At 66.0% G+C, this 12,508-nt stretch carries 13 protein-coding genes; 8 read left to right on the top strand and 5 right to left on the bottom strand.

Translation table 11 applies throughout. From position 1 onward, the window contains the following. The first annotated feature begins 7 nt into the window (after window positions 1-7). Window positions 8-364, top strand: a complete 357-nt coding sequence (locus K3M67_RS03315; RefSeq protein ID WP_066858175.1) for a PilZ domain-containing protein — start codon at window positions 8-10, stop codon at window positions 362-364. Here the strand turns inward: K3M67_RS03315 and K3M67_RS03310 are convergent. The 4 genes from K3M67_RS03310 to recG form a co-directional block, all read right to left on the bottom strand. Further along, window positions 336-1,427 (bottom strand): mechanosensitive ion channel family protein, encoded by a 1,092-nt coding sequence (locus K3M67_RS03310; RefSeq protein ID WP_285832279.1) that lies wholly within the window; start codon window positions 1,425-1,427, stop codon window positions 336-338. The two genes, K3M67_RS03315 and K3M67_RS03310, sit on opposite strands and share 29 nt — an antisense overlap. A gap of 272 nt (window positions 1,428-1,699) precedes the next feature. Beyond that, complete coding sequence (locus K3M67_RS03305; RefSeq protein WP_285832278.1) at window positions 1,700-2,176, bottom strand: hypothetical protein; 477 nt, start codon at window positions 2,174-2,176, stop codon at window positions 1,700-1,702. Window positions 2,177-2,270: 94 nt separating this feature from the next. Continuing rightward, window positions 2,271-2,474, bottom strand: coding sequence for a hypothetical protein (locus K3M67_RS03300; protein ID WP_285832277.1), 204 nt, complete (start codon window positions 2,472-2,474; stop codon window positions 2,271-2,273). Window positions 2,475-2,569: 95 nt separating this feature from the next. Then, window positions 2,570-4,633, bottom strand: a complete 2,064-nt coding sequence (gene recG / locus K3M67_RS03295; RefSeq protein WP_285832276.1) for an ATP-dependent DNA helicase RecG — start codon at window positions 4,631-4,633, stop codon at window positions 2,570-2,572. Window positions 4,634-4,803: 170 nt separating this feature from the next. On the opposite strand from recG, the gene K3M67_RS03290 reads away from it, so the two are divergent. From K3M67_RS03290 to K3M67_RS03260, 7 genes are all read left to right on the top strand, one after another. Further along, window positions 4,804-5,067 (top strand): FAD assembly factor SdhE, encoded by a 264-nt coding sequence (locus tag K3M67_RS03290; protein WP_285832275.1) that lies wholly within the window; start codon window positions 4,804-4,806, stop codon window positions 5,065-5,067. Window positions 5,068-5,168: 101 nt separating this feature from the next. Further along, window positions 5,169-8,642 (top strand): transcription-repair coupling factor, encoded by a 3,474-nt coding sequence (mfd, locus tag K3M67_RS03285; RefSeq protein ID WP_285832274.1) that lies wholly within the window; start codon window positions 5,169-5,171, stop codon window positions 8,640-8,642. Window positions 8,643-8,830: 188 nt separating this feature from the next. Then, entirely contained in the window at window positions 8,831-9,238 is a 408-nt protein-coding gene (locus K3M67_RS03280; protein WP_066858158.1) for a hypothetical protein, read from the top strand. Next, on the top strand, window positions 9,225-9,962 hold the full coding sequence (locus K3M67_RS03275) for a TorF family putative porin (RefSeq protein WP_285832273.1): 738 nt from the start codon (window positions 9,225-9,227) through the stop codon (window positions 9,960-9,962). The genes K3M67_RS03280 and K3M67_RS03275 overlap by 14 nt, the downstream gene beginning before the upstream one ends. Window positions 9,963-10,074: 112 nt before the next feature. Then, window positions 10,075-10,470 carry an MAPEG family protein gene (locus tag K3M67_RS03270; protein ID WP_066858152.1) on the top strand — a complete coding sequence of 132 codons (396 nt, stop codon included), beginning with the start codon at window positions 10,075-10,077 and terminating at the stop codon, window positions 10,468-10,470. Between the two features lie 48 nt (window positions 10,471-10,518). Beyond that, window positions 10,519-11,214, top strand: coding sequence for a tRNA (guanine(46)-N(7))-methyltransferase TrmB (gene trmB / locus K3M67_RS03265; RefSeq protein ID WP_066858149.1), 696 nt, complete (start codon window positions 10,519-10,521; stop codon window positions 11,212-11,214). 16 nt (window positions 11,215-11,230) lie between these two features. After that, complete coding sequence (locus tag K3M67_RS03260; protein WP_066858146.1) at window positions 11,231-11,464, top strand: hypothetical protein; 234 nt, start codon at window positions 11,231-11,233, stop codon at window positions 11,462-11,464. Window positions 11,465-11,552: 88 nt separating this feature from the next. Here K3M67_RS03260 and K3M67_RS03255 read toward each other — a convergent pair whose 3' ends face one another. Further along, window positions 11,553-11,897 (bottom strand): UrcA family protein, encoded by a 345-nt coding sequence (locus K3M67_RS03255; protein ID WP_285832272.1) that lies wholly within the window; start codon window positions 11,895-11,897, stop codon window positions 11,553-11,555. Window positions 11,898-12,508 lie beyond the last annotated feature (611 nt).

Below are 12,508 nucleotides of genomic sequence, written 5' to 3'. Positions count from 1 at the left end.
TGGCATCATGTCCTCTTCGGTCTTCGCCAATCTCGGCCATGTCCTGCGCTCGCGCGATCCTTCGGTGGAACAGCGTCGGGCGCAGCGTGACCTGGTCGACATGGTAAGCCACGTCACGGCGCGCGGCCGCACCCATGGCGTCCGCATCATCAATATTTCCGCACATGGCCTGATGTGTCGCAGCGACGGGGAATTGCTGACCGGCGAACGGGTGACGATCTGGCTGCCGGTACTCAAGGACTATCCCGCCGAAATCCGCTGGGCGGAGGATGGCCGCGCCGGCATGGAATTTCTGGAGCCGGTCAAGCCGCGCCTCTACGACACGATGATGGCGCTCATCCCGCCGCGTCAGACGGCCTGGTAAGGCCCAGGCCCGCCAGCCCCTCGCCCGCTTCCACCCGCTGACGGCCGCGCACCAGCGCCTCGGGCATCTCGTCGCGCAGAAAGGCCAGCATCGCCTCCCGCACCTCGCAGCGCAGGTCGAAGGCGATCCCCGCGTTGCGCGCGGACAGCAGCCCGCGCAACTCCAGCGCATCGGCGCGATGGTCCGTCACCTGCAAGATGGCGACCCGCCCGTCCCAGCGGCTGTTGGCCTGCACCGCCGCTACGAAGCGCGCGCGGATACGCTCGACATCGGCGGTCGAATCGACATGGAGGAACACGGTGCCCAGCAGGTCGGATGTCTTCGTCGTCCAGTTCTGGAAGGGCTTTTCCAGGAAATAGGACACCGGCACCACCATCCGCCGGTCATCCCAGATGCGGATGATGACATAGGTCAGCCTGATCTCCTCGACCCGCCCCCATTCGCCTTCGACGATGACGACATCGTCCAGCCGGATCGGTTCGGAAAAGGCCATCTGGATGCCCGCGATCAGGTTCTTGAGCGCGGGTTGCGCCGCCGCGCCCACCGCCAGCGCCGCCAAGCCGGCCGACGCCATCAGCGAGACGCCGATGGTCCGCACGCCCGGTATGGCGATCAACATCATCGCGATCACCAGGAAGCCGACGATGCACTGGGCGATGCGATAGAGGATGCCGACCCTGGTCCGCTGCCGCCGCGCCTTCAGATTATCCTCGACACTGATGTCCGCGCGCGCCTCCAGCATCGCCTTGCCCGCGCGCATCAGGCGGAAAATCAGCCAGCCGACCAACAGCGCGAAGATCATTCGCGCCCCGATCGCCCATATATCCTCGACCCGATCGCCCAGCTCGATGGACTTGAGGCCCGCGCCCAGCGCCAGCAACACCACCAGCCAGCGCGTTGGCTGGAAGATGGCGGGCAACAGCACCGGCTCGATCCGGGAATGTCTCGCGACCCGCAACGCGATCCAGTACAGCGCCCAGTGGATCAGGAAGGCGACGCCCACCGAAATGACGATCGACATCACCGCCATCGGCGTGATGTGGGTCAAGCTGATATCGGTCATGGACAGGGCAACGCGACCACACCCGATTTTGTTTCGCAGATGCGAGATGTTTTTGGGGAGGGACCAGAAGCGCACTAAGCCGCCCCTATTCTCACCGTCATCCCCGCGGAGGAAGGGGTCCACCTCCTCGGCGTTGCACTTGACGCCGGGTCAGGAGTGGGTTCCCGCGTTGGCCTTTGGCCGCCTTCGGGTGGCGGGAATGACGAAAGGGGTGGATTGCGGACGGTCAAGTTACGATGATAGGGCGTGGAAAGCAGACGCTCCAACCCAAATCAGCAAGAATGTTGGCTCTGAAATCGCTTGCGATAAGGCGATTTCCCCTCACCCATTAATGGGATGCACTCGGCATCATGGGTCAGGACTCCGTGCTTAATAACGCCAACATATTGCCATGAATTTGAATTTTGATCTCTGAATTTTACCTGCGGACCGTTGAGGGCGACCGGTGCACTGTTATTTGGCACACGAAAGAAGACGTCTTCGCCACCTTTTTCAACGACAACCAGTTGACTTGATGGCGTCAGGTAAATATTTGATCTCTGGCTGTCATTTACAGAAAACATAGTATCCGACGCGCTGCCATATTTGTTTTTTACGGTAACCGTCCATTGATCGCCACCGAAATTCAGATCGACCTTAACAGAGGTATTCCCATCAGGGATGTCTTGGAATTCGTGATTGCTGCACGCGGCCAATGCTGACGCGGCAAACAAGCAAATCGGAGCCAAGAAAATCGCGCGCTTAACCACGACCCGAACATGGCTGATGATCCGCTTCTGGGCAAGCGAGGAGCGCGGAGGACCGTCGGATTTTGGTCGTCTGCTGCCTCTCCTCGGTTATGGCCTAGTCGTTTATTTCGACACGAATGCACGCTCGAAAGACGCCAGTTTCGCCCTCTTCACGGTGCCACACCTCAACCACATTGTAGTAGTTGAAATACCCTCCCGCGTCCTTGGAGATGTATTCCCCTATCCGGGGCAAAAAAGAGAAATCGCCTTGAAAGAGCGGCGTCATCTCATCTTTTTCAAACACTTCGACGTTCGGCATGGTGGTCTCCTTCCGCCGTTTTAGCCTTATCGCTTGATGTCCGCTATCAGGAAGCCATTGAAGCCTATCGACCGGCAACAAATGGTCGCTGTCGGTCACCCCCCCCTCAGCAACCCCACAGCCGCGTCCTTCTCGAACAGATACAGACAAATCCGCGCGCCCTGTCCCCGCGCGCTGTCCAGCCCGCCGTCGCGCTCGATCAGCAGATGCGCGTCGTCCCGCGCGCTGTCCACCAGCGCCGCGACATGCTCGGGCGTCGCGACCTTCAGTTCCGCCTCGCCCGACTGGCGCGTGCCCAGCACCTCGCCCGCGCCGCGCAGCTTCAGATCCTCCTCGGCGATGCGGAAGCCGTCATTCGTCTCGCGCATCAGCGCCAGCCGCGCGCGCGACGTCTCGCCCAGGCCATTGCCGCGCAGCAACAGGCAGACCGATGGCTTGTCGCCGCGTCCCACCCGGCCGCGCAGCTGGTGCAACTGCGCGAGGCCAAAGCGATCCGCCCCCTCGATGATGATGAGGCTGCTGTTGGGCACGTCCACGCCGACCTCGATCACCGTGGTCGCGACCAGTATCTGCGTGCGATTGGCCGCGAAGGCCTCCATCGCCGCATCCTTGTCCGGCCCTTTCATCCTGCCATGGACCAGCCCCACCCGGTCGCCAAAGCGCAGCTTCAGCGACTCCGCCCTCGCCTCGGCCGCTGCCTGGTCGCTCGTCTCGCTTTCCTCGACCAGCGGGCACACCCAATAGGCCTGCCCGCCGCCGTCCACATGGCGTGCAAGCGCATCGACCACCTCGTCCAGCCGGCTTGCGGCCATCACCAATGTCTGGATCGGCTGGCGCCCTGGCGGCATCTCGTCCAGCCGCGACACGTCCATTTCGCCATAATAGGTCAGCGTCAGCGTGCGCGGAATCGGCGTCGCCGTCATCACCAGCAAATGCGGCGACCGTTCCGCCTTGCTCGCCAGCATCATCCGCTGCGCAACGCCGAAGCGATGCTGCTCGTCGATCACTGCCAGACCCAGCGCCTTATATTGCACCGCCTCCTGAAAGATGGCGTGGGTGCCGACCAATATGTCGATGCTCCCGTCCGCCAGCCCCATCAAAGTCGCCTCGCGCACCTTGCCCTTCTCGCGCCCGGTCAGGATCGCAATCTCGATGGGCAGGCCCGACGCCATTTTCCGCAACGTCTCATAATGCTGCCGCGCCAATATTTCGGTCGGGGCCAGCATCGCGCCCTGCATCCCGGCCTCGACGGCGTTCAGCAGCGCCATCAGCGCCACCAAGGTCTTGCCCGACCCGACATCGCCTTGCAGCAGCCGCAGCATCGGCGTCGCCTGCGCCATGTCGCCCTCGATCTCGCCGATCGCCCGTCGCTGCGCGCCCGTGGGCGCGAAGGGCAGCTTCAGCATCGCGCGCAGCCGCCCGTCGCCCTCGATGGGCACGCCGCGCCGCCGCCGCGACGATTGCCGCACCAGCATCAGCGCCAGCTGCCCCGCGAATATCTCGTCATAGGCCAACCGCTCGCGCGCCTTGGCGTCCGACGGATCGGCATGGACCCGCCCCAGCGCCTCGCGCCAGGCCGGCCAGCCCTTGCGCGCCAGCAGGCTCGGCTCGATCCATTCGGGCAGGTCGGGCGCCCGCGCCAGCGCCTGCGCCGCAATGTCCCGCATCCGGTTGTTGGTCAGCCCCTCCGACAACCCATAGACCGATTCGCGCGCAGGCACGGTGTCCGCCTCCTCGGGCGGCAACACATAGTCGGGATGCACCATCTGGAGCGTATCGCCATAGGCCTCCAGCTTGCCCGACACGAATTTGGGTTCGTTGAGCGGCAACAGCTTGCGCGGCCAGGCGCTGTTCTTCCCGAAATAGACGAGAGAGACTCCATTGCCCCGACCGTCCACCGCCTGCACCCGGAAGGGCGCGCGCGCGCTGCCGCTGGCGCGATAATCGACCGGGGTCAGCATCGTCCCGATCACCCGCCCCGCGTCCGCCATGTCCAGTGCGTCGGTCAGGTGCCGGTCCACCCAGCTGACCGGAATATGGAAGGCGACATCGACGGCGCGGCTAAGCCCCAGCCGCTCCAGCGGGCGGGCCAGCGCGGGGCCGATGCCCTTGAACAGGGATATTTCGGCAAAGAGCGGATTGAGAATATCGGGTCGCATGGCTATCTGGCTGGCTGTAACGCCTGATCGGTCCTGTGGGAACGTCATTGCGAGCGCAGCGAAGCAATGACGAAAGCCTTTCGGGGAAGGTCAGTCACCCCATGTCTGCCGGGACGGTCCTTCCGACACCCGATCGGCGGGCTGCGCCATGCCCGTTAGAGGAACAAATTGTGAACGACAATCCCCAGATGCGCCGCATCCAATTCCGGGCCTGGCACCGCGGCACGCGGGAGGCGGACTATACTGTCGGCGGCTTCTTCGACCGTTATCATGCGACATGGAATGCGGAGGAAATCGCCTGGTTCGAACGCTTCATGGAGGAGCAGGACGCGGACATCATCGGCTGGGCGCTCGGCACCATCCCCGTGCCGGACGAATGGAAAGGCCCGATGATGGACAGGTTCCTGAAACTCGATTTCGTGAAGATCGTCTAGCAGCGTCATCCCCGCGCAGGCGGGGCTCCATCTCCTGACGGATCAATTAGGCGACAGGCCGGGAGAGCGACTCCCGCCTTCGCGGGAATGACGAAAATACGATGACCGATCTCCAGACAATCCTGAAGGCCAAGGCGCCCCTCACCCTTTCCGGCGTCCCCGCCGGGTTCCAGCCCTGGCTGCTGGCCGACATCGCCCGCGCCGCCGGGGCTGCGGGGGGGCGCGCCGTCTTCATCGCGTCCGACGAGCAGCTGATGCGCGCGGTCGCGGACACGGCGCATTATTTCGCGCCGGAGATCGAGATCGTCGAAATTCCCGCCTGGGACTGCCTGCCCTATGACCGGGCCAGCCCGTCGCTGCGCGCCGCCTCCGCCCGCCTCGCGGGCCTCTACGCGCTGCAAGCCAGGCCCAAAGGGCCGCAACTGGTCGTCACCACGCTGGCCGCCATGACCCAGCGCACCCTCACCCCCTTCCGCGTCCGCCAGCTGGTCGCCAAACTCGCGCCCAAGGAACGCATCGCGATCCAGAAGCTGGCGGAGATGCTCCAGGCGAACGGCTATGTCCGCACCGACACGGTCCACGACCGGGGTGAATATGCCATTCGCGGCGGCATCGTGGACCTGTTCCCCGGCGGCGAGGACTATCCCCTCCGCCTCGATTTCTTCGGCGACGAGATCGAGACGGTCCGCCGGTTCGATCCGTCCGACCAGCGCACGATCGACAATGTCGACGGCTTCACCCTGCTCCCCGCGTCCGAAGCGCTGCTGGACGAAGACACGATCAAGCGCTTCCGCGGCCGCTATCGCGAAACCTTCGGCGCCACCGCCACCGGCGACCCGCTCTATCAGGCGGTCAGCGACGGCCGCCGCCTGGCGGGCATGGAACATTGGCTGCCCCTGTTCGAGGAAAAGCTGGTCCCGCTGGCCGACCATCTGGGCGACGATGCGGTCCTGATCCGCGACCCCGGCGTCGCCGGCGCGGCGGAAAGCCGGTTCGAGGCGATCCGCGACTATCACGCCAACCGGGTCCAGGCGAAGTCGTCCGACCCCGGCTCCTACCGTCCCCTCAAGCCCGACGCCCTCTATCTCGACGCCGCCGAATGGGACGCCGCCGTCGCCAAGCTGCCGATGCACGGCACCACGCCCTTCCATGAGCCGGAAAGCGCGAGCGTGCTCGACTTCGCGGTGGACGGCCCGCGCGATTTCGCCCCCGAACGCGCGCAGAACACGAATATCTACGAAGCGGTCGGCAAGCATATCGACAGCCTGCGCCGCCAAAAGAAAAAGGTCGTCATCGCCAGCTACTCGGTCGGCGCGCGCGAGCGCCTGTCGGGCCTGCTCGCCGACCATGGCGTCGCCCGCCTCGCCGCCGCCGACAATTGGCAGGAAGCGCTGGGCATCGCCGCCAATGGCAGCGTCACGCTCATGGTCCTGGGCCTCGACCATGGCTTCACCGCGCCCGATGTCGCCGTCCTCACCGAACAGGACATGCTGGGCGACCGCCTCGTCCGCCGCGCCAAGCGCAAGAAGAGCGCCGACGCCTTCCTCCAGGAACTGGCCACCCTCTCGCCAGGCGACCTCGTCGTCCATATGGATCACGGCATCGGCCGCTATGAAGGGCTGACGCAGATCCCGGTGGCCAAAGCCCCGCATGATTGCGTCGCGCTGACCTATGCCGGGGGCGACAAGCTCTACGTCCCGGTCGAAAATCTCGAAGTCCTCTCCCGCTATGGCAGCGAGAATGAGGGCGTCAGCCTCGACAAGCTGGGCGGCGAAGCCTGGCAGCGGCGCAAGGCCAAGATGAAGGAGCGCATCCGCGAAATCGCGGGTGAATTGCTCAAGACCGCCGCCGAACGCGCCCTGCGCGCCGCCACCGTGGCGGAGCCGGATGCCGCCGGCTACCCCGCCTTCGTCGACCGCTTCCCCTATCAGGAGACGGACGATCAGGACCGCGCGATCAGCGACGTGGTGGAGGATCTGGGCGCGGGCAAGCCGATGGACCGGCTCGTCTGCGGCGATGTCGGCTTCGGCAAGACCGAGGTTGCCCTGCGCGCCGCCTTCGTCGCGGCGATGGCCGGGATGCAGGTCGTGGTCATCTGCCCCACCACGCTGCTCGCACGCCAGCATCATATGAATTTCGAGGAGCGTTTCCGCGGCTTCCCCGTCAATATCGGCCGCCTCTCCCGCCTCGTCCCCGACAAGGAGGCGAAGGCGACCAAGGCGGGGCTGGCCGACGGCACGATCGACATCGTCGTGGGCACCCACGCCCTGCTCGCCAAGGGACTGGAGTTCAAGCGCCTCGGCCTCGTCATCGTGGACGAGGAACAGCGTTTCGGCGTCACCCACAAGGAAAGGCTGAAGTCCCTCAAGACCGACGTCCATGTCCTGACGCTCACCGCCACGCCGATCCCGCGCACGCTTCAAATGGCGATGTCGGGCCTGCGCGAACTCTCCGTCATCCAGACCCCGCCGGTCGATCGCCTCGCCGTCCGTACCTATGTCATGCCCTGGGACGGCGTCGTCATCCGCGAGGCATTACTGCGCGAACATTATCGCGGCGGCCAGAGCTTCTTCGTCGTCCCCCGCATCTCCGACCTCACGGAGATCGAGGAATTCCTCCGCACGGAAGTCCCCGAAGTGAAGCCCATCGTCGCCCATGGCCAGATGAGCGCGACCGACGTCGAAGAACGCATGTCCGCCTTCTACGACAAGCGCTATGACGTGCTGCTGTCGACCACTATCGTCGAATCCGGCCTCGACATCCCCAGCGCCAACACGCTCATCATCCACCGCGCCGACCGCTTCGGCCTGGCCCAGCTTTACCAGCTGCGCGGCCGCGTGGGGCGGTCGAAGACGCGCGCCTATGCCTATTTCACCACGCCCGCCAACCGCATCATCACGGAGACGGCGGAAAAGCGCCTGAAGGTTCTGTCCGACCTCGACACGCTCGGCGCAGGCTTCCAACTGGCAAGCCATGATCTCGACATTCGCGGCGCGGGCAATCTCGTCGGCGACGAACAGTCGGGCCATATCAAGGAAGTCGGCTTCGAACTCTACCAGTCGATGCTGGAAGACGCGATCATGGACGCCAAGGCCGGCGGCGTCGGCCTGGAGACGCGCCGCGACAGCTTCTCCCCCCAGATCACGGTCGATGCGCCGATCCTCATCCCTGACGATTATGTGCCCGACCTCGACCTGCGCATGGGTCTCTATCGCCGCATCAACGAACTGGAGGACCGCAATGGCCTCGAATCCTTCGCCGCCGAACTGATCGACCGTTTCGGCAAGCTGCCGCTGCCCACGCAAAACCTGCTCAAGATCATCGAGATCAAGCAGAATTGCATGACTGCCAATATCGCCAAGATCGACGTCGGGCCGAAGGGCGCGCTGGTCAGCTTCTTCGAAGACCGCTTCCCCCGGCCCGAAAATCTCGTCGCCTATATCCAGAAACTGAACGGCGTCGCCCGCCTGCGCCCGGACAGCAAGATCGTGGTCGAGCGCGCCTGGGCCGACCCGCAGGCCCGCCTGAACGGCGCGCTGCAATTGTCGAAGGGCCTCGCCAAGGCGGCGGGCTGAGGCACCGCCCCGATCCCGTCCCGCTGCGCGTCACCCTGGGCCTGACCCAGGGTCACGCTTCCTCGATCCACGTCCCCACCCGCATGTCGCCTTTTCTCATCATGCAGCAAACAAGCAGCAACAGGGCAAATCTAGATCCTTCCCCGACGACCGCACGGCAAAGTGCGGCGTCACAGCAGGAGAAAGACATGAGTTTGCTTATCGCGCTCGTGGCCGCAGCAGCGACCCACAGCGTTTCCCTGGAGCATCACGGCCAGCAACTCGGCGCCACCTACACTGCCCGCGCGGACATCCACAGCAAGACGGTCGGCGCCCGCACCCCCAACCGCATGGACGCGCAGCGCTGCCAATGGACCGCGACCATCATGGTCGACCGCAGGCTGGACCACGGCCCCGCGCTGGCCCGCACCATTGCCACCGACCAGCGCTTCTCGGGCAGCGAAGCCGGCGCCTGCGCGCCGGGCCGCCAGCCGGGCGCGCGCGACCTCGCCCGGCATCAGGACGCGATCCGGGCGCATCTGGTCGCGGTCGCGCAGGCGGATCGCGGTCCGCTGCTGGCTGAACTGGACTCGGCGCGCGCGCTTGCCTCCAACTGATCGCATCCGCCGCAAGGCATGGCTGGGGGCGCTGCTGCTCGCCGGCCATGCCGTTCCGGCCGCCGCCCAGGATGCCGCCGGCCCGACCGTCACGCTCGAAGTCGTCAGCGAAGATCGCCGCCGCGGCCTCGGCTGGAGCGGCGGCGATCCGGTGCTGCGCGGCACCCTGTCCCTCCCGGTCGCAGACGGCCTCAGCCTCGACGGCACGGCGACCAGCCTTTGGGGCAGCGCGCGTCATGGCGGCGCCGACGCGGCCATCGACCTGGGCGCCAGCTATGCCCGGCAACTGGGGGGCTTCCGCCTGACGGCCGAGGGGCGCTACCATCTCTTCCCCGGTGCGTCCGACCAGGGCTATGGCGAAGTCGGCGCGATCGCTGGCTTCACCCTCGGCCCGGCCAGCGTCGATCTCGGCGCCCGCTATGCCCCGCGCCAATCGGCGATCGGCGGCGACAATCTCTATCTCTCGACCAGCGCCGCCATCGGCATCCCGGGCACCCCGCTTACCCTGTCCGGCCATCTCGGCCGGTCATCGGGCGACGTTCGCAGCCCCCTCCGCGCCGCGCGCCTGCGGCCCGATGGCGGCTATTGGGACCATGGCGTCGCGCTCGACTGGTATCGCGGCCGCTGGTCCGCGGGCCTGCGCTACGCCGACACGGACATCGCCGCCACCGGCAATACCCATGCCGGGGCAACCTTGATCGGACGGGTGGGCCTGACCCTGTAAGTCCCTCCCCATTCGCTTCGGGCGCAGCCCCGACATGCTCACGAACCGCGGGCTTGCTCTGTCCTGCGCGATCCGGATTTGCTAAGAGGCGGAAAAAGGGAAGGACATCACCATGCCCGTCGAACTCACGATCCTGGCCTGGGGCATGATCCTGCTCCTCGTCCACATCTTCGCCGCCGCCCATGTGAAGACGAAGCAATATGGCGCCAAATGGAATATGGGCGCCCGCGACGAACGGCTGCCCCAGCTCAATCCCCTCGGCGGCCGCCTCTCCCGTGCCCAGGCCAATTATATGGAAACACTGCCCATCGCCATCGTCGCCTTGATCGGGGTCGTGGTGGCGGGCAGGACCAGCGAGTGGACCGCGCTGGGCGGCTGGATCTGGCTGGGTGCGCGCATCGTCTATCTGCCGCTCTACGGCCTCGGCATCCCGGTCGTCCGCACGATCATGTTCTTCGCCAGCCTGGTCGGGCTGCTCATCATCCTCTGGCCGCTGCTCGGCATCTGACATCGTCCTGCTTGCCCCGCGCCGTTCCCCCGGCTAAGCGCGCGCCCCATGACTGCGCATAAATCCGGCGACCCCACGACCCTCAACCGCCTCTATGGGCGCCAGTCGGGGCCAAAGCTCCGCAAGGGCCAGCAGGAGCTGGTCGACACGCTGCTCCCCGCCCTGTCCGTCCCGGCGGAGGGCGAAGTGACCGCCGCGAACCTGTTTGGTTATGACCGCCCGCTCCATTTCGAAATCGGCTTCGGCGGCGGCGAACATATGGCCTGGCGCGCCGACCTGCTGCCCGACCATGGCTTCATCGGGTGCGAGCCTTTCCTCAACGGCGTGGTCCAGGCGCTCGGCCATGTCCGCGACCAGGCGCTGGGCAATGTGCGCCTGCACATGGGCGATGCGCTCGACGTGCTTGCCCGCATCCCCGACGGCGCCCTCAGCTTCGTCTATCTCCTCCATCCCGATCCCTGGCCCAAGGCGCGCCACGCCAAGCGTCGGATGATGAACCCCGGCCCGGTCGCGATGATCGCCCGCAAGCTCAAGCCCGGCGGCGAATTCCGCTTCGGCACCGACCATCCGGTCTATCTGCGCTGGGCGCTGATGGTGATGAACGGCCATCCCGATTTCGACTGGCTGGCCAGCGAGCCGAAGGATTTCCAGAACCGCCCCGGCGGCTGGCCCGAAACCCGCTACGAAGCGAAGGCCCGGCGCATCGGCCACGAAGTCTGGTATTTCCGATACCGCCGCAAATAGAGGGCAAGGCACGCGCATGACCGCCGACCAGATGACCGACCTGCTCGTCGCCCGGCTGCTGCGCGATCATGGCGGCCAGAAACACAAGTGGCGCCGATTGCTGGGGCCGGTGCGGCTCTATGATCGCGCCACCCATCCGCATTGCAACTGGACCCTCGATCCGATCGGCTCGGCCGTGGAGGTCGAGACGATCGAACGGCTGAGCGACGAACTGCGCCTCGCCCATCCCATCCTCACCGGGCCGCGCTGATCCGGCCCGACCGCCGCTGCGCCACATGCGAAAACGGCCCGGATCATCTCCGGGCCGTTTCGTTTCCGACAGGCGCGCGCGCCGGCGCTCAGTTGCCGGTGAGGGCGCGAACCTCCTTGCCTGCATCGGCATAGCGTTCGCCGGTTTCGGCGCGGGCGATGGCGGCGTTCACCGGCACCGAGACATGGGCGATCGCCTTGCTGCGGCAGGCGGTCATCGCCGCCAGGTCCGTCGTCGCGCACACCCGCGACGCGGCGCGGGAGATCCGGCTGCGCAGCTGCTTCTGGTGGTCGGCCTTCGCCAGGTTCAGGTCGCCATGATAGACTTCGGCGCTGCGGCCATTGGATTCGAAGGGTTCGGCGGAAGCCGCACCGGCGGTGGCGATCAGGGTGACGGTGGCGAAAGCGGCGGCGATCTTGGACGAACGGAACATGGGCATATCTCCTCACAAACTGGTTTGACCGGGCCGCCTCTTGGGGGGCGTCGCGGCGCCGGTGTTGCGAGCGGGGGAGCCGGAGGTTTTCGGGGTCGGCTCCTGTCCCGCTCGCCCATCCTGTGTAGGCGCAGTCCCCCGCCGGTGCGCGTCCGGTTCGACCGGATGCGACCATCGTCGGCCAACGACGCCGGCTTCGACCAATGACACAGGGACGGGGGACGAACGGCGCGACGAACGACATGCGCCGCCCGGCAAACGACATGAACCGTAACGGAAAGAGCGAATCGCAACGGTCGGGGACGAATGAAAACGCCCCCGGCGCAAGGGAAGGCCGGGGGCGTATCCAGATGCTGTCGGGCACTCCGGATCGGGATGAACTGATGTGGAAGAGACGACGCTACTGGCGCTGAACCGTCCCTTAACGCCGCCATGATAACGCTACGGCAGGAAGGGCAAATCGCGGTTCGATGACCGTCATCCGCCGGTCGCCGGGCGGCGTCAGCGGCGGACGAACCGCCGGTCGCTGCCGACGAACGACATCAGTCAGGCGGGCGCGCGCCGTCGCTTCATATCTGGGCGAAGGCGCGCGGCAGCGCCCACCTCCTCGC

It is taken from the genome of Sphingobium sp. V4 (genome assembly GCF_029590555.1).
Lineage (GTDB): Bacteria > Pseudomonadota > Alphaproteobacteria > Sphingomonadales > Sphingomonadaceae > Sphingobium.
The sequence above is the reverse complement of the archived record's forward strand: the minus strand, read 5'-3'. Positions and strand labels throughout refer to the sequence as shown.